The following is a 25,684-nucleotide window of genomic DNA, read 5'->3' as shown; positions in this document are numbered from 1 at the left end:
CCGCACCGCCCCCGCCGATCACCGGCCCGGCCCCGGTCGAGGTCATCGGCGGCAAAACGGCACCCGGCTCGGCACCCGCCACCGGCAGACATACCGAAAACCCCAGCAACACAACGATAATCAGATACGCGAAACGCATTGGCTACCTTTCAGGTGTCGGCGGTAGGGGCGGAGCGTCGTTCGGTGCGATTTCGGCACCGATCTTGCGGAACAGAATGTCGGCCTGATTGCGGTAGTTGCCTTGGTCGTCAAAGGCCTCGGGCGCAAAGGTAACGGCGACGGCAATCGCGATTCGCTGCGACGGTAGGTACGCCTCCACCGCGGCATACCCGCCGAACATCGGATTCTGCAGCAACCAATGACCGGAGATGACGATCCCCAGACCATAGGTGTAGCCATCCGTCTGCTCAAAACACGTTGGGCAACCCGGTTGACGACGCGCTGTGCCGCGCAGATCGGTGGACACCATCATCTTGTACGACTCCGCCGACAGCAGCTTGCCCGAACCGATGCCCGCGGCGGTGGCCTCCAGGTCGTAGATGGTCGTCGTCTGAATCGCCCCGTGGGTAATCGTCCAGGACGGATTCCAATAGGTCGATTCCTCGTAAAACGGCACTCCCGCAGGGATTTTCAAAAACTCGCGGCGCTCGGAGCTGAACGCATGCAGGGCGGGCCCGGGGATGGCCGGCGTATCGGAATTGGTGGTGGCCGTCAGCCCCAGCGGCGCAAGCACCTTCTTGTGCAGCAGTGTCGGCATATCCAGGCCGGTGGCCTTCTCCAGCGCCAGCCCCAACAGAATGTAGTTGGTGTGCGCATAATTCCAATTCGTCCCCGGCTCGTAGAGCAGCGGCCGCGACGAGATCTGCGCGAGAAGGTCTTGAGTTGTCCACTGCCGGAATGGGTTTGCGTAGAACAGGTCGTCGAACGTGTCGTTGCCCAGAACATAGTCCGGGTAACCCGACGTCATCTGGGCAAGTTGACCCAGGGTGACCCGGTCGGCGTGCGGAAAGTCGGGCAGCCAACGGGACAGCTTGTCGTCCAGGCTCACCTTCTTCTCGTCGACCAGCTTGAGCAGCAGCGACGAAACGTAGGAGATCGCGACCGCGCCATTGCGGAACCGCATGTCCGTGGTCGCCGGTACGCCGGTCATCGAATCGCCGACGGCCTGTGTGACGATCTCCTTGCCATCCACGGTCACCCGAACCAGTACCGCCCTTAGATGCGCTTGTCCCATGAAGTCGCGGACCACTCGCATGACCGCGTCGGCCTGACCCGCTGCCTCATTCGACGACGGCGGCGGCGCAAGCTGAGCCGAGCCGCAGCCCCCCAGCACAGCCGCAGCGAAAACCACGCAACAGACGAGACGCAAAACCCGCATGCCTGTGTTCTACCGGAACGCGGCCAGGCCGGTGAAGGCTTGACCGAGAACCAGCTGGTGCATCTCGGGCGTCCCCTCGTAGGTGAGCACCGATTCCAGGTTGACCATATGCCGGATCACCGGATATTCCAGCGATATTCCGTTGCCGCCCAATATCGTTCGCGCGGTCCGACAGATTTCGATGGCCTCCCGGGTGTTGTTGAGCTTGCCGAAGCTGACCTGGTCGGGCCGCAGGCCCACACTGTCCTTGAGCCGGCCCAGGTGCAACGACAGCAGCTGACCCTTGTGCAGTTCCACGGCCATGTCGACCAGCTTCGCCTGGGTCAGCTGGAACCCGGCGATCGGCCGATCGAATTGAGTGCGTTGCAGCGCATAGTCCAGGGCAGCCTGCCAGGCCGAGCGCGCCGCGCCCATCGAACCCCAGACGATGCCGTAGCGCGCCTCCGACAGACACGCCAGCGGACCCTTGAGGCCAATCGCGCCCGGCAGCATCGCGTCTCCCGGCACCCGTACATCGTCGAGTACCAACTCGCTGGTTATCGACGCCCGCAGCGACAGCTTGTGGTGGATGGTGTTGGCGGTGAAGCCCGGCGTATCGGTGGGCACCACAAAGCCGCGAACCCCTTCGTCGGTGGCGGCCCAGACCACGGCGACGTCGGCGATCGACCCGTTGGTGATCCACATCTTGCGCCCGTTGAGCACCCAATCCGAACCATCGCGGCGCGCACGGGTTTTCATCGCGGCCGGGTCAGATCCGACGTCCGGCTCGGTCAACCCGAAGCAGCCAAGCAGCTCGCCGGCGGCCATGCCGGGCAGCCACTGCTGCTTCTGCTGCTCCGAGCCGTTGTTCCAGATCGCGAACATGGCCAGCGAGCCCTGCACCGACACCAGCGACCGGATACCGGAGTCGGCGGCTTCCAGCTCCAGACACGCCAGGCCGTAGTGCACCGCCGAGGCGCCGCCGCAGCCATAGCCGTGCAAGTGCATGCCCAGCAGCCCCAGTTCGCCGAATTGTTTGGCCAATTCGCGCGCCACCGGCAGATCGCCATCCTCGAACCAGCCGGCGACGTGCGGGGTGACGTGCTCGGCGCAGAACTTTCGCACGGTGTCGCGCACCGCGATCTCGTCGTCGGCTAGCGACGCGTCCAGCCCCAGCGGGTCGTAGGGGTCGAAGGGGGGCGGGGTATCGGTGCTCATCACCTCATCCTGCCCGGCCCGGTAATCTCGCTGCATGCAACCGCGGCGTGGGCCGGCTTGGCTCGTTATAGACGTGGTGGCCGTCCTGGTGTTCTGCGCGCTCGGGCGCCGCAGCCATGACGAAGGAATCAACGTCACCGGCCTCGCGACCACGGCCTGGCCATTCCTCAGCGGGACGGTGGTCGGCTGGCTGCTCTCGCGCGCTTGGCAGCGTCCCACGGCGGTGGCTCCCACCGGGCTGATCGTCTGGGTGTGCACGGTGGCGGTCGGCATGTTGTTGCGCAAGGCGAGCTCGGCGGGCGTCGCGGCGAGTTTCATCGTGGTGGCGTCGACGGTCACCGCGGTGCTGCTGCTGGGCTGGCGAGCGGCCGTCGGCCTCGCCCGGCGACGCGGCTAAATGACCAGAACCGAGGGCGACACCTGGGATCCGGCCACCGGCGTCGGAATGACCGCCACGTTCGGCGCGGCCGCCAGGGCCGTCGCGACCCGCAAGGGACTGATCGACGACCCCTACGCCGAGCCGCTGGTTCGAGCCGCCGGAGTGGAGTACTTCACCGGACTGGTCGACAACGTCTTAATGAGCGGCCTGATTTATATCCTCACCGCGCACGCCCGGTTCGTGGACGAGTTCCTCACCTGCGCGGGCCAGGCCGGTATCCGCCAAGCGGTGATTCTGGCGTCCGGGATGGACACGCGGCCGTATCGGCTGCGGTGGCCGCCCGGGACGACGGTGTACGAGGTCGATCAGCCGGAAGTGATCGACTTCAAGACGGAGGTCTTGCGCGGGCTGGGTGCCAAGCTAAGAGCGAACCGCTGCGCGGTCGGCGTCGACCTTCGCCAGGATTGGCTGACGGCGCTGCGGCGGGTCGGTTTCGACGCCGGCCGGCCCACGGTGTGGATCGCGGAAAACCTGCTCGTCGGCTATCTGCCGCCGGACGCGCAGGACCGCCTACTGCACGACGTCACCGCGGTCAGCGCCCCGGGCAGCCGGTTGGCCGCCGATCACATGCCCACCTGGACGCCGCTGCAACTGCAGGAAGGCCGCGCCTTCGTCGACCGCTGGCGCCAACAAGGTCTCGACGTCGACCTGGCCAGGCTCACCTACGCCGACGAATTCCGCTCGGTCCCCGATTTTCTGGCGGCCCACGGCTGGACGACAACCGAACGGACCCTCCTCGAGCTGCTCGCCGCCGTCGGCATGACGGGCCGCAAGCCGATCAGCGAACACGATCTGGCGATCACCCCCCGCTACGTCACCGCGACCCGGAATGCTTCCGGGTGACCGGCGTTGGAAATTGACGTGACGCTTCGCTTCGTACCGGCCACCCTGGACGATCCGCTCACGCAACCGCTGCTGGCCGAGTTGGCCGTCGAATACGCACAGCGCTACGGCATCGCGCGGGAGGCCGTGCTGGCCTGGCTCACCGACAGCCTGCCCAACGAATTCGCCCCACCCGACGGCGGCATGCTGATCGGGGTGCTGGACGGCCGGTCGGTCACCGGCGGCGCATTCTGCCGATTCGACGACGACACCGCCGAGCTGAAGCGGGTTTGGACCGACCGCGAACACCGCCAGCGCGGGTACGCCCGCGCGCTGCTGGCCGAGCTGGAGGCCGCGATCGCCGCCCGCGGTTACCGCAAGGTCTACCTGACCACCGGCGACCGCCAGCCCGAGGCCGAAGAGTTGTATCGCGCCGGCGGATACACCCGATTGCCCGGGCCGCTGCCCGCACTCGGGCCGGTGTTTCCCGTCGCCTTCCTGAAGGAACTGCCATGACGGCCCAGCTGCATCTCGCCGTCGCGCTGGACGGGTACGGCTGGCATCCGCAGGCCTGGCGAGCCACCCCGGCGGCCGAGTCAGTGCTCAGCGGTCGCTACTGGACCGACCTCGCCGTCACCGCCGAGCGTGGGCTGTTGGACTTCCTGACCATCGACGACAGCTTCATGCCGCAGATCGGACGCGGCGAGCGTATCCGTCCCGAGCGTCTGGCGGGCCGCGCAGACGCGGTGCTGGTCGCCGCCCGCGTCGCGCCGGTCACCCGCGACATCGGGCTGGTACCGGTGGCGACCGTCACTCACACCGAGCCGTTCCACATCTCGAAATCCATTGCCACCCTTGACTATGCGTCGCACGGCCGGGCCGGCTGGCAGCCGCGGGTCAGCGTGACCGCGCACGAGGCGGCGCTGTTCGGGCGCCGTGAGATCAACCCGTCCGAATTGTTCAGCGAGGCAGTCGATTTCGTCGAAGTGGTGCGCCGGCTCTGGGACAGCTGGGAGGACGACGCGATCATCCGCGACGCGGCCACCGGCCGCTACATCGACCGGTCCAAGCTGCACTACATCGACTTCACCGGCAAGTACTTCTCGGTCAAGGGGCCATCGATCACGCCGCGACCACCCCAGGGCCAGCCGGTGGTGGCGGCACTGGCCCATGCCGGCCCGGCCTATGCGTTCGCCGCGGCCAGTTGCGACGTCGTGTTCATCACGCCGACGGCTGAGGCTCCGGTTGCCGGCGTTCTCGACGAAGTGCGCGGAGTCGGCGAACGGTTGAAAGTGCTTGCCGACGTGGTGGTTTCGTTCCACGGCGAAACCGACTTCCGGTCCGACACGCTAGTCTGGGCCGGCAGCGCAACGGAATTGGTGGACATGCTGCTGGAATGGCAGCGGCTCGGCGTGGACGGCGCGCGGCTGCGGCCGGCCGTCAACGCCGCCGACCTTCCGGTGATCGTCGACGAGGTGGTGCCAATGCTGCAGCGGGCCGGTCGTTTTCGCGCCGCATACCCCGACGGCGAGACGCTGCGTCAGCGGCTCGGCTTGCCGGTGGCGCCCAACAGGTACCGGGGGGTGCCGCAGTGATCCCGCTGTCGATTCTGGACCTGGTGCCGATCAGTGCCGGCAGCGACGCCGCGACCGCACTGCACAACACCATCGAGCTGGCCCAGCACGCCGAACGGTGGGGCTTTCGCCGCTACTGGATTGCCGAACACCACTTCGCCGCCGTCGCCAGCGCGTCGCCCGCCGTGCTGATCGGTCAAATCGCGGCCGCTACCAACCGAATTCGGGTGGGGTCGGCCGCCGTCCAGCTGAGCCACACCACGGCCGCCGCGGTGGTGGAGAGCTTCGGCATGCTCGACGCGTTCTACCCCGGACGCATCGATTTGGGCCTGGGCCGTTCCGGGCAGCGGCGCAAGCCATCACCCAACCCCAAACCCCGGGAACCCAAACCGCCGCGGGTGTGGCACGAGAGAGACGGCGTGGTGATTCCCGCGCCGTTCGATCTGCGGAAGTTGCTGGGCCTGGGTCAGGTGCAGGCAATCATGTCGGTCCTGCAGCAGCCCGAGGCGGTGGCGCCCGATTTCGCCGACCAGGTTGGCGACATCATCGCCATGCTGGCCGGCACCTATCGCGTCGAGGGTTTCGACCTGCATGCCATACCTGGGGAGGGGGCCGACCTGACACCGTGGATCTTCGGCAGTACCAAAGGACCTAGCGCGCACCTGGCCGGAGAGCTGGGCCTTCCGTTTGTCGCCAGCTACCACATCACCCCGGCAACCGCGCTGGAAGCCATCGACGCCTACCGCGACGCGTTCGTCCCGTCGGCGTATTTGGAACGCCCTTACGTCGTGGTTTCGGCCGACGTCGTCGTCGCCGAGGACACCGACACCGCACGGCATCTCGCGTCCACCTACGGCCACTGGGTGTACTCGATCCGCGCCGGCGGCGGCGCCATACCCTACCCCGACCCGGACCGCAGCGAGCCGTTGACCGAAGAGCAGCTGGAAGTGGTAAAAGACCGCACCGCAACGCAATTCGTCGGTAATCCAGACGACGTGGCGCAGCGGCTCGAAGCGCTGCTGCGGGTGGCCGGCGCCGACGAACTGGTCATCACCTCGGTCACGCACCGGCATGCCGATCGACTTCGTTCGCACCAGCTGATCGCCGAAAAGTGGGGGATACTCCCTTGAGCCGCAAGACGATTCACCTCGCGGCCCACTTCCCGGGCGTCAACAACACTACCGTGTGGACCGACCCGAACGCGGGCAGCCAGATCGAATTCGACTCCTTCGTGCACATGGCGCGTACCGCCGAGCGGGGGCTGTTCGACTTCTTCTTCCTGGCCGAGGGCTTGCGGCTGCGTGAGCATCGCGGCCTCATCTACGACCTGGATGTGGTGGGCCGGCCCGACACGTTCACCGTGCTGGCCGCGCTGGCCGCGGTCACCGACCGGATCGGGCTGACCGGGACCATCAACACCACCTTCAACGAACCCTTCGAAGTGGCAAGGCAATTCGCGACGCTGGACCATCTGTCCGGCGGCCGGGCCGGCTGGAACATCGTCACCTCCTCGGACGCCTTCACCGGCGCCAACTTCCGCCGCGGCGGCTTTCTCGACCGCGCCGACAGGTATCTGCGGGCCGAGGAGTTCGTCACCGCGGCGCAAAAGTTCTGGGACAGCTGGGCACCCGGCGCCGTACTGGCCGACGCCGACGGCGGCCGCTACGTCGATCCGGACCGCATCCGCAGCGTCGAATACTCGGGTACCCAGTTCCAGGTGCGCGGCTTTGCGACCTTGCCGGCCGGGCCGCAGGGTCATCCGGTCTTGTTGCAGGCCGGCGACTCCGACGAGGGCCGGTCCTTTGGCGCCCGGCACGCCGACGCGCTGTTCACCCTGCACGGTTCCCTGGAAGACGGCCAGCGCTACTACGCCGACGTGAAGGGCCGTGCCGTCGCCGCCGGACGAAATCCCAATCAACTCAAGGTGTTTCCGGCCGCCACCTTCGTCCTCGGCGACAGCGACGACGAGGCGCAGGACAAGGCGCGACACATTCGCTACCAGCAGGTCAGCGGCGCGACCGCGATCGCGATGCTCGAGCAGGTGTGGGGCCGCGAGCTCTCGGACTTCGACCCGGACGGCCCACTGCCCGATTTCGACCCGGTCGTCGACAGCGACATCACCCAGGGGCGGGTCCGGCACGTCGACCCGATCGCGGTCTCGCGCACGTGGCGGGACCGCGCCCAAGCCGAAAACCTGTCGATCCGGGAACTGGTCATCGCCGTCACCAGCCGCCAGCAGTTCGTCGGCACCGCCGAGCACATCGCCGACGAGATGGACCGCTACGTCCAAGCCGACGCCTGCGACGGGTTCATCCTGGTGCCGCACCTCACCCCGCATGGCCTGGACGAATTCGTCGACAAGGTGGTGCCGCTACTGCAGGAGCGCGGTTTGTACCGCACCGAGTACGCAGGTGCGACGCTGCGCGAGCACCTGCGGGCGGATTAGCTCGCCAGCCGGATGGCGGCGTCGGTGGCCTCGCGGATGGGGCCACGCCACAGATCGCCGTGGCCAGGGGCCAGGATGTCAGTCTCCAGCAGGGCGAGTGCGGACAAGCTGCGGATGCAGTCTTGCTGGCTGTAGCTGAACACCTCCGGCAGCAGCTGCGGGCCGCGGTGGCGCAACAGCGGGTGGCCGGTGATCAGGGCGTCGCCACTGGCCAGCACGCCGTCGACCAGATACGAGCAGTGCCCGTTGGTGTGGCCGGGACTGAAAACGGCTCGTGGGTGGCCCGGTAACGCGCCGGCTATGTCGGCGGTCAGCGGCTGGGTGGTCGGGATGCCGTCGCGGATCAGCCCGCCGCTGCGCACCACGTGTGCCGTCCACACTGCCCAGCGGGGTCGCCAAATGCGCAGTGCGATATCGAGAATCGACACCTGCTCGAGGTATTCACGCTTGGCGTGGCCGACTTCGTCGGCGTGGCAGTACACCGGCGTGCGGTGCTCGCTGGCGAACCAGATGGCCGAGCCCAGATGGTCGATGTGGGCGTGGGTGAGCAGGATCGCCCGCACGTCCCCGGGGCCGTAGCCCAGCTTGCGCAGCGAGGCCGCCACTTCCTCGCGGTCGCCGGGGTAGCCGGCGTCGATGAGCATGACGCCGGTGTCGTCGGTGACCAGCACCCAGTTCACGGCCGGGCCTCGGGCGAGGTGCACCTTGTCGGTGATCTGAACGAGTTCCGTCGATTGGTGGGCCATAACCCGATTTAACAGGCTCAGCCCGGATTGCCTTGATGGCCGTCGGCAGCCATGCCGGGTGTCTTGCCGGCCTGGCCGTCAATTCCGTGCACGCCGCCCCCGTTTACCCCGGCGATTCCAGCGGCGCCACCGGTGCCGCTGAGTGCGCCATGGCCGCCGGCGCCGCCGCCGCCGACATTGCCTTGATGTCCGAACAGTCCGCCCGCACCGGCGGCACCGCCGTTGCCGCCGTCGCCGCCCACGCCGCCGTCGCCGCCGTCGCCGCCGTCGCCGCCCTGCCCGGCGTCACCGAGGGTGGTTCCCTGCGCGCCCTTGGCTGCGGCTCCGTTGCCGCCGTGACCGCCGCCCCCGCCGTCGGCACCGGCGCCGCCGTTGGCGCCCAGGCCGCCGTTGCCGCCGTCGCCGCCGTTGCCGAACAGCAGGCCACCGCGGCCGCCGGCGCCGCCGACGCCGCCCCCACCACCGGCTTGACCGGCTGTTCCGGCGCCGCCGTGGCCGCCGGCGCCGCCGTTTCCGCCGGTGGCGGTCCCGCCTCCCTCGGCGATACCGCCGTCGCCGCCGTCACCGCCGTTTGCGCCGGCACCGCCCGCGCCACCGGCGCCGCCGGCGCCGCCGGTCGCGGCGGATCTGTCCTGGGCGGCGGCTATGCCGCCGTTGCCACCGTGACCGCCCGGGCCACCGGCGCCGCCGTCGCCGCCCTGGCCACCCGCTCCCGCTTGCAGTGGCAGACCAAAGGCCGCTTGCTTGGCGTCGCCGCCGTCGCCGCCGGTACCACCCGCGGCACCGACGCCACCGCTACCGCCGTCGCCGCCGTCGCCGCCGGTGATGGTCGGTTTGCTGGCGTAGCCCACACCGCCGTGACCGCCGGCCCCGCCGCCGATCCCTGGGCTGGTGCCGTTGCCTCCGGCTTGGCCATTGGTGCCCGCTTGCGTTGCGGGGTCGGTACCACCGTCGGTTCCCGGGTTCGGACTGGCGAAGCCGGTCTGGTTGAACGCCGGATTGACGCCGGCGGCACCCGCGAAGCCGTTTCCGCCGGCACCGCCGGCGCCCCCGGACCCGTTTACATACGCGTTGCCGCCGGCACCACCGGCGCCACCGATTCCGCCTGGCGTGGTCGCGGCACCGCCGGCGCCGCCGTGTCCGCCGTTTCCGGACAGCCACCCGCCGTTACCGCCCGCGCCGCCGGCCGCACCGGCTCCGCCGGCCCCGCCGGCGCCGCCGTTGCCGATCAGGCCCGCGGCTCCGCCGTTTCCGCCGACGTGACCGGCGTCGCCGGCCGCGCCGGCCCCGCCGTTGCCGTACAACAAACCGCCGGCTCCGCCGCTTTGCCCCGGTGTCGTCCCGTTGGCGCCATCGCCGATCAGCGGGCGTCCCAGCACTGCCTGGGTAGGCGCATTGATGAGGTTCAAGGCCTGTTGTTCCAGTGTCTGCAGCGGCGACACGTTGGCGGCCTCAGCGCTGGCGTATGACGCGGCGCCGGTCTGCAATGCCTGCACGAACTGGTCGTGGAAGGCCGCCGCCCGCGCGCTGAGGGCCTGGTAAGCCTGGGCGTGCGAGCCGAACAATGCCGCAACAGCAGCCGACACATCGTCAGCACCCGCAGCCAGCAAGCTCGTCGTGGGGGCCGCCGCGGCGGTAGTGGCCGCGCTGATCGTCGAACCGATATTGGTCAGGTCCGAAGCCGCCGACATCACCATCTCCGGCGCCGCGACAAGAAACGACATAGCGCACCTCCATTTGGGCAGAACTGACCGGAGCGTATCCCCGTCCGGGCGAAAACGGTTGAGTTTCACCGCTTTGAATTAGGGGGAGTAGAAATAACTGGTGGCTGAACTGAAACTCGGATACAAAGCATCCGCTGAACAATTCGCACCCCGTGAGCTTGTCGATTTAGCCGTCGCCGCCGAGGACCACGGCATGGACAGTGCAACCGTCAGTGACCATTTCCAGCCGTGGCGGCATAAAGGCGGCCACGCCCCGTTTTCGCTGTCCTGGATGACCGCCGTCGGCGAACGCACCAAGCGGCTGCAGCTGGGTACCTCGGTGCTCACGCCCACCTTCCGCTACAACCCCGCCGTCATCGCCCAAGCGTTTGCGACCATGGGCTGTTTGTACCCGGGCCGCGTCTTCCTCGGCGTGGGCACCGGTGAGGCGCTGAACGAGATCGCCACCGGTTACCAGGGCGCCTGGCCGGATTTCAAGGAGCGCTTCGCCCGGCTGCGCGAATCGGTGCGGCTGATGCGCGAGCTGTGGCGCGGTGACCGCGTCGATTTCGACGGCGAGTACTACCGGCTCAAGGGGGCCTCGATCTACGACGTGCCAGCAGATGGTGTGCCGGTCTATATCGCGGCCGGCGGGCCGGCGGTGGCCAAGTACGCCGGGCGCGCCGGTGACGGGTTCATCTGCACCTCCGGCAAGGGTGCGGAGCTCTACACCGAGAAACTGATCCCGGCTGTGCGGGAGGGCGCCGCAGTTGCCGAGCGCAATGTCGACGACATCGACAAGATGATCGAGATCAAGATCTCCTACGACACCGATCCCGACCTCGCGCTGGAGAACACCCGGTTCTGGGCACCGCTGTCGTTGACCGCCGAGCAGAAGCACAGCATCGACGACCCGATCGAAATGGAGAAGGCCGCCGACGCACTGCCCATCGAGCAGATCGCCAAGCGCTGGATCGTGGCGTCGGATCCCGACGAGGCGGTCGAAAAGGTCGGCCAGTACGTGACGTGGGGCCTCAACCACTTGGTATTCCACGCGCCCGGCCACGACCAGCGCCGCTTTCTGGAACTCTTCCGATCCGACCTGGAACCCAGGCTGCGGCGACTTGGCTGAACCGTCGGGCATCTACATCGCCGCACCCGAAGGGGAGACCGGCAAGTCGACGATCGCGCTGGGGCTCTTGCACCGGCTGAGCGCGATGGTCGCCAAAGTTGGTGTGTTCCGGCCGATTACCCGGGCGGCCCTCCATCGCGATTACATCCTGGAACTGCTGCTGGAGCACACCACCGCGGGCCTGCCCTACGAGGACTGCGTCGGGGTGACCTACCAGCAACTGCACGACGACAGCGACGGCGCGATCGCCGCCATCGTCGACGCCTATCACGCGATGGCCGACAAGTGCGACGCGGTGGTGATCGTCGGCAGCGACTACACCGACATCGCGACGCCCGCGGAGCTCTCGGTCAATGCGCGCATTGCGGCCAACCTCGGTGCGCCCGTTCTGCTGACGGTCCGGGCCAAGGACCGCACGCCGGACCAGATCGTCACCGTGGTGGAGATCTGCCTGGCGGAGTTGGCCGCTCAGCGCGCACACACGGCCGCGGTGGTGGCAAGCCGGTGTGATCCTGCGCAGCTGGAGGTGGTGTGCCAGGCGCTGCAAAGGTTCGGGCCCCGCAGTTATGCGCTGCCCGAAGAACGGCTGCTGGCCGCGCCCACGGTGGCCGAGCTGACGACGGCGGTAGATGGTGAGCAGATCCGCGGGGACGCGGTGCTGGCGCAACGCGAGGTGATGGATGTGATGGTGGCCGGAATGACCGCCGAGCATTGCCTGGAGCGCTTGCGCGACGGCATGGCGGTCATTACTCCCGGCGACCGCTCCGACGTGGTGCTGGCCGTCGCGAGTGCCCATGCGGCCGAAGGCTTTCCGTCGCTATCGTGCCTGGTGCTCAACGGCGGCCTGGAGTTGCATCCGTCTATCGCGGCCCTGGTGTCGGGGCTGCGGTTGAGGTTGCCGATCATCACCACCGCGCTGGGCACCTACCACAGCGCAAGCGCGGCCGCGTCGGCGCGCGGCCGGGTGACGGCCGCATCGCAACGTAAGATCGACACCGCGCTGGAACTGATGGAGCGCTACGTCGACCTCGCAGATCTGTTGGCGCAGTTGATCATTCCCATTCCGGCCGTCACCACGCCGCAGATGTTCACCCATCGGCTGCAGCAGCAGGCGCGGTCGGACCGCAAACGCATCGTCCTTCCCGAAGGCGAGGACGACCGCATCCTCAAATCCGCCGGCCGGCTGCTGCAGCGCAGCGTGGCCGACCTGACCATCCTGGGCGATGAAGCCCAAGTCCGGTTGCGTGCAGCAGAACTCGGTGTCGACCTGGACGAGGCGACGGTCATCGATCCGCGCGCCAGCGACCTTCACGAGCAATTCGCCGACCAGTACGCGGAGCTGCGCAAGGCGAAAGGGGTCACCGTCGAGCATGCCCGCGAAATCATGAACGATGCCACGTATTTCGGCACCATGCTGGTGTACAACGGCATGGTCGACGGCATGGTCTCCGGTGCCGCGCACACCACCGCGCACACCGTACGGCCCGCGCTGGAGATCATCCGAACCGTTCCGGACGTCTCCACGGTGTCCAGCATCTTCCTGATGTGTCTGCCGGATAAGGTGCTGGCCTACGGCGACTGCGCGATCATCCCCAATCCGACACCCGAGCAGCTCGCCGACATCGCGATCTGCTCGGCGCGTACCGCCGCGCAGTTCGGCATCGAGCCCAGGGTGGCCATGCTGTCCTACTCCACCGGCGATTCGGGAACCGGAGCCGATGTCGACAAGGTCAGGGCGGCAACGGAATTGGTGCGTTCACGCGATCCACAGCTGCTGGTCGAGGGGCCCATTCAGTACGACGCCGCGGTGGATCCCTCGGTCGCCGCTACCAAGTTGCGTGGTTCGCCGGTGGCCGGGCGCGCGACGGTGCTGATCTTCCCGGACCTCAACACCGGCAACAACACCTACAAGGCGGTGCAGCGGACCGCCGGTGCGATCGCGATCGGTCCGGTGCTGCAAGGTCTGCGTAAGCCGGTCAACGACCTGTCCCGCGGTGCGCTGGTCGAAGACATCGTCAACACCGTTGCCATCACGGCGATTCAGGCACAGGGTATTTGCCATGGCTGACCGGGTAGTGCTGGTGATCAACTCCGGCTCGTCGTCGCTGAAGTTTCAGCTCGTCGATCCCGCCGGGCCGGCCTTGGCGTCGGGCAGCGTGGAGCGGATCGGTGAGGAGTCGTCATCGATCCCAGACCACGACGCAGCCCTGCATCGCGCGTTCGAGATGCTCTCCGACGACGGGATCGACCTGCGCAACTGCGGCCTGGTGGCAGTCGGTCACCGGGTTGTGCACGGCGGCAAGGATTTTCACCGGCCGACGGTGCTCGACGATGCGGTGATCGGCAAGCTCGAGGAGCTGGCCCCGCTGGCCCCGCTGCACAATCCGCCCGCAGTGTTGGGCATCCGCGTGGCCCGTAAGTTGTTGCCTGACGTGCCGCATATTGCGGTGTTCGATACCGCCTTCTTCCATGATCTGCCTGCCGCGGCGGCGACCTACGCGATCGACCGGGAACTGGCCGCGCAGTGGCAGATTCGCCGCTACGGCTTTCACGGCACGTCGCATCAGTACGTCAGCGCGCAGGCCGCTTCGTTCTTGGGTCGGCCGTTAGCGGCTGTGAATCAGATTGTGTTGCATCTGGGTAACGGTGCGTCGGCGTCGGCGATCGCGGCGGGGCGGCCGGTCGAGACGTCGATGGGCCTCACTCCGCTGGAGGGCTTGGTGATGGGGACCCGTAGCGGTGATGTGGACCCCGGTGTCTTCAGCTATTTGTGGCGCACCGCGAACATGAGGGTGGACGAGATCGAGTCGATGCTCAATCACCGGTCCGGAGTGTTGGGCCTGGCGGGCGAGCGCGATTTTCGGCGGCTGCGTTCGATGATTGAATCAGGCGATGGCGCAGCGCGATTGGCCTACGACGTGTTCATCCACCGGTTACGCAAGTATGTCGGCGCGTATCTGGCGGTGCTGGGCCACACCGATGTGATCAGCTTTACCGCCGGCATCGGCGAGCACGACGCCGCGGTGCGCCGGGATGCTTTGGCTGGGCTGGCCGAACTCGGTATCGAGCTCGACGAGGACCGCAATCTCGGCGCCGGCGCCCGGCGGATCTCCACCGATCGTTCACACATTGCCGTGCTGGTGATTCCGACCAACGAAGAACTGGCTATCGCGCGTGACTGCATGGGAGCGATCGCAAGCGCGGCGAAGCCGGGCGCTGGGGGTCGCGACGGACGAGTCGAAGTCTTATAGAAAGCCCAGGTTGGTCCGGCCATTGCCGACCGACGGTGTCGGGTCGGTTCCGACGGTGCGGGTGAGCAGCTCGTGGTAGATGTCGCGAAAGTCGGTGGTGGGCTTGAGGTCTCCCTCGTCGAGGTCGGTGAGGCTGGGCTCCTCGCCGTAGAACCCGCCCTTGACCGGTACCCCGGCGACGAACACCGGGCCGGCGGTGCCGTGATCGGTGCCCTGGGAGGCATTGGCGGCCACCCGGCGCCCGAATTCCGAATATGCCAGCAGGACGACGTTGCGCCCGTAGCGATCGCCGGCCATCTGCCGCAGGAATCCGGAGACGGCTTCGTCGAACGTCTGCAGCAGTCGCTGCTGGGTCTCGCGCTCGTCGGCGTGGGTGTCGAAGCCGCCGAGATGCACCATGTAGACCCGCGTCGGAACACGCGCCTTGATCGCATTGGCCACCATGCTCAGCCGGCTGGCCAGTGCGTTGCTCTCTTCGGTTGCCGCGATCGACGCGAACGTCGCGTCGGTGGCCCGAGCGGCGCGATAGGACTGGCGCACCGCTGACATGGCCGGAGTGTCGTTGGGGTCGTCGGCGCCAAGCGCTTTCATGACGTCGCCGAATATGTCGGATTTATGCTGCTGGCCGCGCGGAACTATGGTGGTGGAAAGAGCTGCGGCCGTGTGCTTTTCGCCGACCGCGAGCAGTGGCAGGACGCTGCCGACATTGACCGCCCGCAACGGGTCGTCGCCGGTAGCGTCGAGCCAGCGGCCGATCCAGCCCGTCGAGACGGCTGTGGCCGGCGACGCCGTCTGCCAGATATCCATCGACCGGAAGTGGCTGTGGTCGGGTTTGGGATAGCTGACCCCGCGCACGATGGCCAGTTGCCGCTGGTCCCACAGTTGAGCCAGGCCACGCATGGCAGGGTTGAGCCCGAGTTGAGCATCCAGGTGCAACACGTTTTCGGGTGCATAGGCGAGTTCTGGCCGGGCATCGTGATAAGCGTTGTCCGCGTAGGGAATCAACGTGTTGATCCCGTCATTGCCGCCGTAGAGGGTGACGATCACCAAGATGCCGGCGTTGTCGGCCAGTGGCCGTTCGTGGGCCGCGTGCATCAGATCGTGCCAGCCGACCGCCATGCTTCCGGACAGCAGACCGACCGCGCCCACGCCGGCACCTGTGATCAGGAATCGGCGGCGGTTGAAATCGGGCATGGCAATCTCGCTATGAGGTCAGGTATTCGGGGGAGTTGACGGCGGCTGCGACCAGCTGCGCCGGTCTATGTATCAGCGGCTCAAGCGCATTGGCGGTTCCATCGGTCCACGCGCCCACACCGATCAGATAGCCCACGGCGTCGATCCGCTCGCCGACAGCGGCACTTTCAATCACCGACAGGTCGCCGCTGCGTGCCAGCTGAATCGCGGCCCGCAGCCGCGCCCTGGCCGATGCGGTGGACAGCCACACCTGCCCGCGCGGCCAGCCGTTGACGTCGGTGGGGAAGAAGGGCCGTTGGCCGAGCGCCCGCAGCGTCACGTCGACCAGCTTCTGGTGTTGCTCGACGTGGACTTGCAGGGCCCGGATGATGCCGACCAGCCACTCGACCGGTGCGGTGACCACAGTGGCCCGGCCGCCGACGAACTCGCCGTCGGTGAGGACGGCCCGGGTCAGCGCCTTCAGGTCGCGCGTGGGGCCGTAGGCGGTGACGAGGCGGTTCAGCACCTGCGGCGACGGCGGGTCGTCGGAGGCGAGTTGCTGCCACAAGCGTCCGGCGACATGGGCCGGCGAGGCCGGCTGAGCCAGCACGGTGTCGCAGAACCCGGCGACGTCGAAATCGTGTGTGATCCCGAACAACGTCTTGGGGCCGGTGTCCTGGCGCCGCGGCAGCAGCGCGGTCTGGCCGTCGGCGTCGATGACCCATCCGGTCAGGGCGCGGGCCCCCGCACGAACGTCGTCCTCGGTGTAGCCGTTGCCATGTCCGAGCGTGAACAGCTCCATGAACTCCCGAGCAAGGTTTTCGTTGGGCGCCTTGGCCGTGTTGAGTTGCCCGTCCAGCCAGCGCAGCATCGCGGCGTCGGTGAGCATCGTGTATGCCAGGGTTCGGAAGTCGCCCAGCGCCAGGGTGCGCAGCTTCTGGTTCTGCGCGGCCATGTACGCCGCGATCCGGACCTTTTGCGCGGAGGTGGCAAAGTGGTTGTGCCACAAGAATGTCAGCTTTTCGTGGGTCGGCGTCTGGACGGCCACCATGCGGCCTATCCACCACCGGGTCAGCTCGTCGGCTTGCTCGGAGAGCTGGCGTCCGTACTGTCTGCGGGCGGCTTGGGTTGCGCCCTTGCCGGGAGGCTGCGGCGGGGTGAGCGTGGGCATCGGGGTGGCGAGTGCACCCGGGTCGGCGTCTGGGTTGGCGGCCAGCACGCTGTCGACGTACGTCGGCCAATCCTGACTCGCTACCGCGTCGACCTGCTTGCCGGTCACGCCGAAGCCGGCCCGGCGCAAGACGCGGGCCGTGGTGATCCAGCGTGCGGACTGCCCGGCCATTGCCTAACTGTGACCTGCCGACCTGTGTTTTCGCTGAGTTTTGGGCCTGTGGATAACGGGAACCGCGGTCGGTTGTTGACGTGCAATTGTTTGCGCCGTGAAGCTGGAAGCATTCCTGGGCAGTGAGGTACTGACCTGCGGAGCGTTGAGCCGTCACCAACTGCGGACCCGGTACCGGGCGGTCTTTCCGAACGTCTACCTGGCTAGGGGCGTCGAGCCGTCCCTGTACCAGCGCGTCGGCGCAGCCTGGCTGTGGTCGAACCGGCAGGGAGTCATCGCCGGAGCGGCTGCTGCGGCATTGCACGGCGCCAAGTGGATTCCCGACGGGGTGCCGGTCGAGCTGATTCATTCCAACACTCGTCCACCGCGGGGTGTGATGACCCGGCGCGACATGCTTCTCGACGGCGAAACGCAGCTGCTGGACGGCCGTGTGGTCACCACTGTAGAGCGCACCGCGTTCGATCTCGGCCGGCGCGGGGCGGTCCGCTCATCGGTTGCGCGGCTTGATTCCCTGGCGCTGGCAACTGGCTTCAAAATTGAAAATGTATTGGATGTGGCCAGGCGTCATCCCGGATCGCCAGGGCTGCGGCGACTGGAGAGTGCTTTGGAACTCGTAGATGCGGGCGCGCAGTCGCCTCGGGAAAGCTATCTACGGCTGTTGCTGATCGATGCCGGGCTACCGCGGCCGCAGACCCAGATACCGGTACTCGATGCAGATGGGATTCCGATCGCGTACCTGGACTTGGGCTGGGAACATTGGCTGGTCGCCGTCGAATACGACGGCGACCAGCATCGGGTCGACCAGCGACAGTTTCGCCGGGACATCGAGCGGCTGGAGATGCTGCAGCGAATGGGCTGGACCGTCATCCGGGTTGTCGCCGAACACCGTCCGGCGGATATTCTGCGGCGGGTGCGCGATGCTATCGCGGATTCGACTGTGCGCCAGCGGCTTTGAGTGTGTACTCATGGTGGGTCGCGGGCGATTCGGCCGCCAAGGGTGCACACGCGAAGCCAAGGGCGCACACGCGAAGTATCTCAGAATCGACTGTGTACTACCGGCTTTGAGTGTGTACCCACGGCGCCGCAAAAGCCATTCGACCGCCAATGCAACACACTGGAATCCAAGAGTGCACACGCGAGACGATCGCAGCATCGATTGTGCACCAGAAAGCCAAGGAAGCACACTCAGAAAGTGCTCGTGGGCCGCACTTTGTTGGCCATGTCGACCAGTGTGTAGCGATGCCGCTGCGTGGGCGCCACGCGAGCCAAGCTGCGCAGCGACGCCTCGACGCCCAGGCGCAGGCCATGCTCGGTGAAGGGAAACCCGAGGATGTGGTTGGTGCTGGCTTCATTGTCTTCCAGCCAGTCCATCGCGCCGCCGAGCACCAGCGCCCGTATCTGCAGCACTCGCGGCTCGGTGGGCGGTAGCGCCTCCACCCGTCGGGCGGCGTCGCGGATCTGTTCCTCGGTGATCTCGCTCGTCGACCGCCCGGACAGCAGGGTCACCGCGCTGGTGAGCCGTGCGGTCGTGAAATGCCTTGAGGTAGCCGGCACTTCGTCAAGGGTTCGCACCGCGGCGGCTCGATCGCCTTCGGCCGACTGCGCCCGCGCCAATCCGAACGCCGCCGCGATCACGCCGTCGTTCGTCCGCCACACCGCCTGGTAGAACTTGTGCTCGTCGGTGGTGCCGGCCAGTTCGGCGGTGGCAGCCAGCGCCAGCTTGGGCGCCAACTCGCCGGGAAAGGTATCGAGCACCTCGGTGAAATGCTTTGTCGCGGAGTCGTAGTCGCCGGTGAGCAACTCCGACACGGCCCGATACCAGACCAGCCGCCAGCGCCAGCCGACCCGCTCGTAGAGGTCGTCGAGTTTGCGGGTGGCCTTGCTGACGTCGCCCAGGTCAAGCAACGCCCGCACTTCCATCAACGGCAGCTCGATCGATTCGGACAAGTCAAGCCCTTCGGCGTCCAGTGCACCGTGGCGGGCCGCGCGCAGCGAGTCCAACGTCTGCACCGGCTGGGAAAGCACCGTGGCCTGCAGGACCGGGGCGGCGACGTCGGCCGGATCGACCAGCGGTACCGGCAGCGCGGTCACGATCTCCTTGGCGGTCAGCTTCTCCGAATGCACTTGTCCGTCCAGGTACACATCGGTGTGCGCGACGGAGAGGTCCACGCCGAACGTCGAGCGGCTGGGGCTGAATACCGTCGACAGCCCGGACCTCGGAATCCCGGTGTCCTGGGCAACCACTTCGCGCAGCACACCCATCAACTGCGCGGACATCTCGTCGGCGCTGGCGAACCGGCGCCGGGGATCGGGTTCGATGGCGCGGCGCAGCAGCCGCCCGAAGGAGTCGTAGGTAGCCAGCACCGGGTCGTCTTCGGGCAGCCCGTCTACATAGCGGCCGTTGCGGGTGCGCAGGTCCAAGGTCAACGCCGCCAGCGTGCGTCCCACCGTGTAAATGTCGGTGGCCACCGTCGGCCCGGTCCGGACGATCTCCGGTGCCTGGAAACCCGGTGTGCCGTAGAGGTATCCGAACGAGTTGATCCGCGACACCGCGCCCAGGTCGATCAGCTTGAGCTGCTCCTCGGTGAGCATGATGTTCTCCGGCTTCAGGTCGTTGTAGACCAGGCCGAGCGAATGCAAATACCCCAGCGCGGGCAGGATTTCCAATACGTAGGCGATCGCCTCGGCGACGGGCAGCTTCTCGCCCTTACTGCGCTTGAGCGATTGCCCGCCGATGTACTCCATGACGATGTAGCCGACCGGATCCCCGTGCTTGTCGGTGTGCTCGACGAAGTTGAAGATCTGCACGATCGACGGGTGTACCACCTCGGCCAGGAACTGGCGTTCGGCCATCGCGATCGCCTGCGCCTCGGCGTCACCGGAATGCACCAGGCCTTTGAGTACCACCGGGCGGTCGTTGACGTTGTGGTCGACGGCAAGGTAGACCCAGCCCAGTCCGCCGTGCGCAATGCAGCCCTTGACCTCGTACTGCCCCGCGATGATGTCGCCCGGGCTCAACTGTGGCAGGAAGGAATACGGACTGCCGCAATACGGGCACCAGCCCTCCGAGGCGCCCTTGCCCTCCGCGCTGGACCGGCCGACCGGTCGTCCACAGTTCCAGCAGAAGCGCTTGGACTCCGGGACCACCGGACTGGTCATCAGCGCCTTGAGCGGATCGATATCGGGCACTCGCGGGATTTCCACCAACCCACCGCCGAGCTGCCGGACTGGCTGCAGCTTGCGCTGTGCGGCCATGATGCGATCCTGTGGCTGGGTATCGATGCTGCCCAGCGAGATGGGGAAGTCGTCGTCGTCATCATCGTCGAAGTCGGGGCGGAACAGCGCCTGGGTGGCCAGCGGCCGTTCCGAGGACCCGGTGGTGTGCATCTCGGCGGGCTGGGTGCCCGGACTCACGTCTTCGGCGTCAGCGGCCGGCTGTTCGGTCTGCGGCTTTTCCTGAGTGGGTTTGCCCATCAGTCCACGTACCTCGGGGTGGGTGGGGCGGGCGCCGGGCCGAGGACCGTTAACCATTTGCGGTACAACGTGTTCCAGGTGCCGTCGGTGCGGATGCGTTCGAGCGTGCCGTTGACGAACCGGACCAGGCCGGTGTTTTCCAGGTTGATCCCGATGCCGTAGGGCTGGGTGGCCATGTTCGGCCCGACGATGTGCAGGTAAGGGTCTTCTTCTACCAGCCCGGCCAGGATCGAGTCATCGGTACTGACGGCGTCGATCTCGCGCTGCTGCAGCGCCACCAGGCAGTCGGCCCAGTTCACCACCGACACGACGATCGGCGGTGGTGCGATTTCACGGATGCGGCGCAGCGACGTGGTGCCCCGGGCCACACAGACGCGCTTGCCGGACAGGTCGGAAACCCGTGCGATCGGCGAGTCCCGCGGCGCGAGGATGCGCTGGTTCGCATCGAGGTACACCGTAGAGAAATTCACCAGTTTGCGCCGCTCGCAGGTGATGGTCATGGTCTTGACGACGACGTCGACCTGAGATCTCTGCAGCGCCGTGATGCGTTCGTCGGCCGACAGGATGCGGTACTCGACGTGGTTTGGGCCACCGAAGATGTCGCGCGCCACCTCGCCCGCGATGTCGACGTCGAAACCGGTTATTTCGCCGGTGATCGGGTCGCGGAAGCTGAACAGGTTGCTGCCGATGTCGAGCCCGACGATCAGCCGGCCGCGGGTGCGGATGTTGGCCACCGCGGCGTCGGCGTCGGCCCTGTTGGGGAAGGGACGCAGGCTGGCGGTCGGGTTGCAGTCCTGGCTGGTGTTGTCCGGCGGCAGCGGCGGCTGAATCGGCATTTCCTCCATGCCGACCGGCGTGGGCAGCGGCAGCGTCGGCGTCGTCTCGACTTTCAACGGTTCGGAATGGCCGCAGCCGGCCAGTAGCAATGCCACCACGAGCAGCGCCAGGCGCCTCATCATCGGTACTCTTTCAGCCTCGGCCACAGGCCCAGGGCCACCGCGACGGCGGCGCCCAGACTGAGCACCACGCCGCCGACCTGGGCGCCGGCCAGCCCTCGATGCGCGTTGAGGACGTCGTTGCGCAGGTGGTTTCGGCTTTGATCCATGGCTTTGGTCAGGGCTTCGTCGAGCTTGTCGAACGCCGGTGTCGAGTCGTCCTCACCCTTGCCAAGCGCGACCTGGGTGGCGGCCCGGTAATTGCCGACTGAGATATAGGAGTTGATCCGGTCGTTGGCCTGTTGCCAGCGGACCAACAGCTGGTCGGCGCCCTGCAGGTCGGGTTTGTCGACGGCGTCGTTGCGTGCCATGTAGGCGTCGAGTTGGTGGTGCATGGAATCGATGCGCTGATAGAAGGATTGTTTGCGGACTTCCTCGTCGCCGCGGCGGATCAGCGACAGCGTCTCGTCGGCTCGCGCCTGCTGGGCGGTGATGGCCAAGTTGGTCACGGTCTTGAGCGACTCGGCCGCAGTGTCCTTCGCGCTACGGCTGGCCGTAGTCGAAATAGTCAGCGCGGTCCCGACCCACACCACCATGACGAGGATACCGAGCGCGCCGACGACCAGGCCCGGATTGATCCGACGTCGGGTGCGCCGGGCCAGCCAGCGATGCGAGAACGCGCCGAACACCACGGTGGTGGTCACGACAAGGATCACCGGCGCCGGGATCTGGGTCGACGCCGTGGTTTCGTTGTCCACCCGCGTCGAGGTCGCCTGGTATAGCTGCTGGGCGTCGGGCAGGATCGTCGACTGCATCAGCCCCGAGGCTTCGGACAGATACGACGAGCCGACCGGATTACCCGCCCGGTTGTTGGTGCGCGCGATCTCTATCAGCCCGGTATACACCGCCAGCTCGGCGTTGATCCGGCCCAGCAACTGCACCAACGGCTCGTCGGTGAGCCCACTCGACGCCCGGGTCACTGCCACCGCGGCGTCGGTGATGGCCTGTTCGTAGCGCAGCCGGACGGCGCGCGGTTCGGCCTGGGCGATGAACGCGGTGGCCGCTGCGGCGTCGGCGACCGACAGCGTGGTGTAGAGCCGGCCGGCCGCGAACGACAGCGGCTCGGTGTGCTCGAGCACGGTGGTCAGCACTTGCTGCCGGTGATTGATGGTCGTCGAGGTGGCGAATGCGCTGGCGACGCCGAGGGCCGCCAGCACGATGCCGATGGTCAGGATGCGACCTGGCGTCGTCACCACGAACCACCAGCGGGGGTGGGCCGGTTCCGCGGGCGAGCGTAACCCCAGTGGCTCGGTCGACGGGTGCGCCAGCTCAACCGTCACGTTTTCTCCGACACCTCATCTTTCGGCCATATTACGAACCTCTATAAGCGAATCTTAAGAGAATGTGCCGACGGATGTGGGGAGGCTGGAACATTAATCCGCCATTACCCTGAGTTCGTGCGCGGCGACGGTGACGGATGGGTGATTTCCGACAGCGGCGTCCACTTCTGGGGTAGATACGGCTCCGCGGGCCTGCTGCTGCGGGCTCCACTGGCCGACGGAACTCCCGCCGTTTTGCTGCAGCATCGGGCGGTGTGGAGTCATCAGGGCGGTACCTGGGGTCTGCCCGGCGGTGCGCGTGACAGCCACGAGACCCCCGAGCAGACCGCGGTTCGCGAAGCACACGAAGAGGCTGGCCTGGACGCCGCGCTGGTGGAGGTGCGGGCGGTGGTGGTGACCGCGCGGCCCAGCGGCACCGAGTGGACCTACACGACCGTCGTCGCCGATGCGGCCGAGTTGCTCGAGACCGTGCCCAACCGGGAAAGCGCCGAGCTGCGCTGGGTTGCCGAACACGAGGTGACCAATTTGCCGCTGCACCCCGGCTTCGCCGCGAGCTGGCAGGGGTTGCGGTCCGCCCCGGCCACGCTGCCGCTGGGCCACGGCGACGAACGGCGCCGCAGCCTGCCACGCACCCTGGAGCTAGAGGCCGGGGTCTTCGTCTGGTGCATGCCCGGGGACGCGGATCAAGTGCCGCTCAGTCCCCGGATCAGCACGCTGCTGCAAGCATTGACTTGAGCTGTTCGGCGGCCGCCTTGGGGTCCGCAGCCGCGGTGATCGCGCGCACCACCACGATCCGGCGGGCCCCGGCGGCCAGCACCTCGGGCAGCCGCTGTGCATCGATGCCGCCGATGGCGAACCATGGTTTGTCCCCGGCGAGCCCGGCGGCCGTCCGGACCAGGTCCAGGCCCGGCGCCGGGCGCCCCGGCTTGGTTGGGGTGGGCCAGCACGGTCCGACGCAGAAATAGTCGGCCCCGGCTGCCGTCGCCGCTTGGTCGGCGGTGTGGCTGGACAGGCCGATCACCATGTCCGGGCCGACGATGTCGCGGGCGATCCCCAGGGGCAGATCGCCCTGGCCCAGGTGCAGCACGTCGGCGCCGGCCGCGCGGGCGATATCGGCGCGGTCATTGACCGCGAACAGAGCGCCATGGCGGCGGGCCGCGTCGGCCAGGATCTCGCAAACGGCCAGCTCGTCGCGCGCCTCCAGCTGGCCGAACCGCTGCTCACCGGGTGAACCCTTGTCGCGCAGCTGGATGATGTCGACCCCACCCGACAGCGCCGCATCGGCGAATTCGGCCAGGTCGCCCCGCTCGCGCCGAGCGTCGGTGCACAGGTAAAGCCTGGCTGTTGCGAGGACCTCGAGACCGCGATGGTGCACATCGTGACGCTAGCGCGCTAGCGTGGAAGCTTGTAGACACGGGAGTCCCGGGAACGGGGTCTGAGAGTGGGCGCGCCCGCCCTTACCGTCACACCTGATCCGGATCATGCCGGCGAAGGGAGGACAGCATGCCGACCGGGTCCTTGGCCGTCATAGGCGGCGGCGTCATCGGGCTGTCGGTGGCGCGGCGCGCGGCGCAAGCCGGTTGGACGGTACGGGTACACCGCACCAGCGAAGCCGGAGCGTCGTGGGTGGCGGGCGGCATGTTGGCCCCGCACAGCGAAGGCTGGCCCGGTGAGGAGCGGTTGCTGCGGCTGGGCCTGGAGTCGCTGCGGCTGTGGCGCGAGGGCTTTCTGCATGGGCTGCCGCCGCAAGTGGTCACCGCGCACGAGTCATTGGTTGTCGCCGTCGACGCGGCCGACGTCGCCGACCTGCGTACCGTCGCGGACTGGTTGTCGGCGCAGGGGCACCCGGTGGCCTGGGAGTCCGCCGCCCGCGACGTGGAACCACTACTGGCACAGGGCATCCGGCACGGTTTCCGGGCTCCCACCGAACTCGCCGTCGACAACCGCGCCGTGCTCGACGCGCTGCGCCTGGACTGCGAACGGCTGGGCGTTCGGTGGGCGGCCCCGGTACACGAGCTATCTGACGCCGTGGGCGAAACCGTGGTGATTGCCAACGGCATCGACGCACCTTCGTTGTGGCCCGGCCTGCCGGTGCGTCCGGTGAAGGGCGAGGTGCTGCGGCTACGCTGGCGCAAGGGTTGTATGCCGTTGCTGCAGAGGGTGATTCGCGCCCGCGTACATGGGCGGCAGGTCTACCTGGTGCCACGCGCAGATGGTGTGGTGGTCGGTGCCACGCAATACGAGCACGGCCGCGACACCGCCCCGGTCGTGTCGGGAGTGCGCGACCTACTCGACGACGCGTGCGCGGTGGTGCCGGCGCTGGGTGAGTATGAGCTGGCCGAGTGCGCCGCCGGACTGCGGCCGATGACCCCGGACAACCTGCCGCTGGTGCACCGGCTGGATGAGCGGACGCTGGTGGCCACCGGCCACGGCCGCTCGGGATTTCTGTTGGCGCCGTGGACCGCCGAACGGATCGTGTCCGAACTCGCTGCGGTGGGAGCGGTCTCATGATCGTGGTTGTCAACGACCAGCGGGTCGAGGTCGACGAGCAGACCACCGTGGCCAAGCTGCTGGCGTCGCTGGGCTTCCCGGACCGCGGTGTCGCGGTGGCGCTCGATTTAGCGGTCCTGCCCCGATCTAACTGGGAAATAAGGCTCTTCGATGGTGCCCGACTCGAGGTGGTGACGGCGGTGCAAGGTGGCTGACAAGTTGACGATCGCGGACCGTAGCTT

The 25,684-nt window shown here is 67.5% G+C and carries 23 protein-coding genes; 13 read left to right on the top strand and 10 right to left on the bottom strand.

The genetic code is table 11. The features are described 5' to 3' along the window. Positions 1 to 142: 142 nt before the first annotated feature. Both BST12_RS20465 and BST12_RS20460 read right to left on the bottom strand, forming a co-directional pair. A complete protein-coding gene (locus BST12_RS20465; protein WP_083114955.1) occupies positions 143 to 1,378 on the bottom strand; it encodes a serine hydrolase domain-containing protein in 1,236 nt (411 codons plus the stop codon). Between the two features lie 9 nt (positions 1,379 to 1,387). Next, positions 1,388 to 2,575 (bottom strand): acyl-CoA dehydrogenase, encoded by a 1,188-nt coding sequence (locus BST12_RS20460; protein WP_083114960.1) that lies wholly within the window; start codon positions 2,573 to 2,575, stop codon positions 1,388 to 1,390. 34 nt (positions 2,576 to 2,609) lie between these two features. Here BST12_RS20460 and BST12_RS20455 point away from each other — a divergent pair, with 34 nt between their 5' ends. Genes BST12_RS20455 through BST12_RS20430 form a run of 6 tightly spaced genes read left to right on the top strand, consistent with a single transcriptional unit; the run spans position 2,610 to position 7,856 of the window. After that, a complete protein-coding gene (locus BST12_RS20455; protein ID WP_083114954.1) occupies positions 2,610 to 2,972 on the top strand; it encodes a DUF3054 domain-containing protein in 363 nt (120 codons plus the stop codon). Next, positions 2,973 to 3,857 carry an SAM-dependent methyltransferase gene (locus tag BST12_RS20450; RefSeq protein WP_083114953.1) on the top strand — a complete coding sequence of 295 codons (885 nt, stop codon included), beginning with the start codon at positions 2,973 to 2,975 and terminating at the stop codon, positions 3,855 to 3,857. A 12-nt stretch (positions 3,858 to 3,869) separates the two neighbouring features. Continuing rightward, positions 3,870 to 4,352: a GNAT family N-acetyltransferase gene (locus BST12_RS20445; RefSeq protein WP_372511003.1), complete on the top strand. Its 483-nt coding sequence runs from the start codon at positions 3,870 to 3,872 to the stop codon at positions 4,350 to 4,352. Beyond that, on the top strand, positions 4,349 to 5,431 hold the full coding sequence (locus BST12_RS20440) for an LLM class flavin-dependent oxidoreductase (protein WP_083114951.1): 1,083 nt from the start codon (positions 4,349 to 4,351) through the stop codon (positions 5,429 to 5,431). The genes BST12_RS20445 and BST12_RS20440 overlap by 4 nt, the downstream gene beginning before the upstream one ends. Then, positions 5,428 to 6,540 carry an LLM class flavin-dependent oxidoreductase gene (locus BST12_RS20435; protein WP_083114950.1) on the top strand — a complete coding sequence of 371 codons (1,113 nt, stop codon included), beginning with the start codon at positions 5,428 to 5,430 and terminating at the stop codon, positions 6,538 to 6,540. Before BST12_RS20440 ends, BST12_RS20435 begins: the two co-directional genes overlap by 4 nt. Further along, positions 6,537 to 7,856, top strand: coding sequence for an NtaA/DmoA family FMN-dependent monooxygenase (locus BST12_RS20430; protein ID WP_083114949.1), 1,320 nt, complete (start codon positions 6,537 to 6,539; stop codon positions 7,854 to 7,856). The genes BST12_RS20435 and BST12_RS20430 overlap by 4 nt, the downstream gene beginning before the upstream one ends. Here BST12_RS20430 and BST12_RS20425 read toward each other — a convergent pair. Both BST12_RS20425 and BST12_RS20420 read right to left on the bottom strand, forming a co-directional pair. Next, positions 7,853 to 8,602 carry an MBL fold metallo-hydrolase gene (locus tag BST12_RS20425; RefSeq protein ID WP_083114948.1) on the bottom strand — a complete coding sequence of 250 codons (750 nt, stop codon included), beginning with the start codon at positions 8,600 to 8,602 and terminating at the stop codon, positions 7,853 to 7,855. The genes BST12_RS20430 and BST12_RS20425 overlap by 4 nt on opposite strands. Positions 8,603 to 8,619: 17 nt before the next feature. Next, positions 8,620 to 10,326 (bottom strand): PE family protein, encoded by a 1,707-nt coding sequence (locus BST12_RS20420; protein ID WP_083114947.1) that lies wholly within the window; start codon positions 10,324 to 10,326, stop codon positions 8,620 to 8,622. A gap of 100 nt (positions 10,327 to 10,426) precedes the next feature. Between BST12_RS20420 and fgd the strand changes: the two genes are divergently transcribed. Genes fgd through BST12_RS20405 form a run of 3 tightly spaced genes read left to right on the top strand, consistent with a single transcriptional unit; the run spans position 10,427 to position 14,688 of the window. After that, positions 10,427 to 11,437, top strand: coding sequence for a glucose-6-phosphate dehydrogenase (coenzyme-F420) (gene fgd, locus BST12_RS20415; RefSeq protein WP_083114946.1), 1,011 nt, complete (start codon positions 10,427 to 10,429; stop codon positions 11,435 to 11,437). After that, positions 11,430 to 13,505 carry a phosphate acetyltransferase gene (pta, locus tag BST12_RS20410; protein ID WP_083114945.1) on the top strand — a complete coding sequence of 692 codons (2,076 nt, stop codon included), beginning with the start codon at positions 11,430 to 11,432 and terminating at the stop codon, positions 13,503 to 13,505. The genes fgd and pta overlap by 8 nt, the downstream gene beginning before the upstream one ends. Then, positions 13,498 to 14,688 carry an acetate kinase gene (locus BST12_RS20405; RefSeq protein WP_083114944.1) on the top strand — a complete coding sequence of 397 codons (1,191 nt, stop codon included), beginning with the start codon at positions 13,498 to 13,500 and terminating at the stop codon, positions 14,686 to 14,688. Before pta ends, BST12_RS20405 begins: the two co-directional genes overlap by 8 nt. On the opposite strand, the gene BST12_RS20400 is transcribed toward BST12_RS20405, so the two are convergent. Next, positions 14,683 to 15,882 carry a DUF1501 domain-containing protein gene (locus tag BST12_RS20400; RefSeq protein WP_083114943.1) on the bottom strand — a complete coding sequence of 400 codons (1,200 nt, stop codon included), beginning with the start codon at positions 15,880 to 15,882 and terminating at the stop codon, positions 14,683 to 14,685. The genes BST12_RS20405 and BST12_RS20400 overlap by 6 nt on opposite strands. A 10-nt stretch (positions 15,883 to 15,892) precedes the next feature. Continuing rightward, complete coding sequence (locus tag BST12_RS20395) at positions 15,893 to 17,203, bottom strand: DUF1800 domain-containing protein (RefSeq protein ID WP_083114942.1); 1,311 nt, start codon at positions 17,201 to 17,203, stop codon at positions 15,893 to 15,895. A gap of 97 nt (positions 17,204 to 17,300) precedes the next feature. Here BST12_RS20395 and BST12_RS20390 point away from each other — a divergent pair, with 97 nt between their 5' ends. Further along, positions 17,301 to 18,158 carry an endonuclease domain-containing protein gene (locus BST12_RS20390; RefSeq protein ID WP_211281315.1) on the top strand — a complete coding sequence of 286 codons (858 nt, stop codon included), beginning with the start codon at positions 17,301 to 17,303 and terminating at the stop codon, positions 18,156 to 18,158. A gap of 230 nt (positions 18,159 to 18,388) precedes the next feature. On the opposite strand, the gene BST12_RS20385 is transcribed toward BST12_RS20390, so the two are convergent. The 3 genes from BST12_RS20385 to glnX are packed head-to-tail and all read right to left on the bottom strand — an operon-like array spanning position 18,389 to position 22,952. Continuing rightward, positions 18,389 to 20,677 carry a serine/threonine-protein kinase PknG gene (locus BST12_RS20385; RefSeq protein WP_083114941.1) on the bottom strand — a complete coding sequence of 763 codons (2,289 nt, stop codon included), beginning with the start codon at positions 20,675 to 20,677 and terminating at the stop codon, positions 18,389 to 18,391. Next, a complete protein-coding gene (locus tag BST12_RS20380; protein ID WP_083114940.1) occupies positions 20,677 to 21,636 on the bottom strand; it encodes a glutamate ABC transporter substrate-binding protein in 960 nt (319 codons plus the stop codon). Before BST12_RS20380 ends, BST12_RS20385 begins: the two co-directional genes overlap by 1 nt. Further along, a complete protein-coding gene (gene glnX, locus BST12_RS20375) occupies positions 21,633 to 22,952 on the bottom strand; it encodes a protein kinase G-activating protein GlnX (protein WP_083114939.1) in 1,320 nt (439 codons plus the stop codon). The genes BST12_RS20380 and glnX overlap by 4 nt, the downstream gene beginning before the upstream one ends. Positions 22,953 to 23,069: 117 nt before the next feature. Between glnX and BST12_RS20370 the strand changes: the two genes are divergently transcribed. Next, the gene (locus BST12_RS20370) at positions 23,070 to 23,687 is read left to right on the top strand and encodes an NUDIX hydrolase (RefSeq protein ID WP_083114938.1); all 618 of its coding nucleotides are present in this window, start codon (positions 23,070 to 23,072) and stop codon (positions 23,685 to 23,687) included. On the opposite strand, the gene thiE is transcribed toward BST12_RS20370, so the two are convergent. After that, a complete protein-coding gene (gene thiE / locus BST12_RS20365; protein WP_083114937.1) occupies positions 23,659 to 24,327 on the bottom strand; it encodes a thiamine phosphate synthase in 669 nt (222 codons plus the stop codon). The genes BST12_RS20370 and thiE overlap by 29 nt on opposite strands. A gap of 128 nt (positions 24,328 to 24,455) precedes the next feature. On the opposite strand from thiE, the gene thiO reads away from it, so the two are divergent. Then, the gene (gene thiO / locus BST12_RS20360; protein WP_083114958.1) at positions 24,456 to 25,463 is read left to right on the top strand and encodes a glycine oxidase ThiO; all 1,008 of its coding nucleotides are present in this window, start codon (positions 24,456 to 24,458) and stop codon (positions 25,461 to 25,463) included. After that, entirely contained in the window at positions 25,460 to 25,657 is a 198-nt protein-coding gene (thiS, locus tag BST12_RS20355) for a sulfur carrier protein ThiS (protein WP_083114936.1), read from the top strand. The genes thiO and thiS overlap by 4 nt, the downstream gene beginning before the upstream one ends. The last annotated feature ends 27 nt before the right edge of the window (positions 25,658 to 25,684 follow it).

It is taken from the genome of Mycobacterium angelicum, from assembly GCF_002086155.1.
In the GTDB taxonomy this organism is placed as follows: domain Bacteria; phylum Actinomycetota; class Actinomycetes; order Mycobacteriales; family Mycobacteriaceae; genus Mycobacterium; species Mycobacterium angelicum.
The sequence above is the reverse complement of the archived record's forward strand: the minus strand, read 5'-3'. Positions and strand labels throughout refer to the sequence as shown.

Bases quoted from the DNA above. Each gene is read 5' to 3' on its own strand.
- BST12_RS20465 (WP_083114955.1), bottom strand. From the start codon at position 1,378: ATGCGGGTTTTGCGTCTCGTCTGTTGCGTGGTTTTCGCTGCGGCTGTG.
- BST12_RS20460 (WP_083114960.1), bottom strand. From the start codon at position 2,575: ATGAGCACCGATACCCCGCCCCCCTTCGACCCCTACGACCCGCTGGGG.
- BST12_RS20455 (WP_083114954.1), top strand. From the start codon at position 2,610: ATGCAACCGCGGCGTGGGCCGGCTTGGCTCGTTATAGACGTGGTGGCC.
- BST12_RS20450 (WP_083114953.1), top strand. From the start codon at position 2,973: ATGACCAGAACCGAGGGCGACACCTGGGATCCGGCCACCGGCGTCGGA.
- BST12_RS20440 (WP_083114951.1), top strand. From the start codon at position 4,349: ATGACGGCCCAGCTGCATCTCGCCGTCGCGCTGGACGGGTACGGCTGG.
- BST12_RS20425 (WP_083114948.1), bottom strand. From the start codon at position 8,602: ATGGCCCACCAATCGACGGAACTCGTTCAGATCACCGACAAGGTGCAC.
- BST12_RS20420 (WP_083114947.1), bottom strand. From the start codon at position 10,326: ATGTCGTTTCTTGTCGCGGCGCCGGAGATGGTGATGTCGGCGGCTTCG.
- BST12_RS20405 (WP_083114944.1), top strand. From the start codon at position 13,498: ATGGCTGACCGGGTAGTGCTGGTGATCAACTCCGGCTCGTCGTCGCTG.
- BST12_RS20400 (WP_083114943.1), bottom strand. From the start codon at position 15,882: ATGCCCGATTTCAACCGCCGCCGATTCCTGATCACAGGTGCCGGCGTG.
- BST12_RS20395 (WP_083114942.1), bottom strand. From the start codon at position 17,203: ATGGCCGGGCAGTCCGCACGCTGGATCACCACGGCCCGCGTCTTGCGC.
- BST12_RS20385 (WP_083114941.1), bottom strand. From the start codon at position 20,677: ATGGGCAAACCCACTCAGGAAAAGCCGCAGACCGAACAGCCGGCCGCT.
- BST12_RS20380 (WP_083114940.1), bottom strand. From the start codon at position 21,636: ATGATGAGGCGCCTGGCGCTGCTCGTGGTGGCATTGCTACTGGCCGGC.
- thiO (WP_083114958.1), top strand. From the start codon at position 24,456: ATGCCGACCGGGTCCTTGGCCGTCATAGGCGGCGGCGTCATCGGGCTG.
- thiS (WP_083114936.1), top strand. From the start codon at position 25,460: ATGATCGTGGTTGTCAACGACCAGCGGGTCGAGGTCGACGAGCAGACC.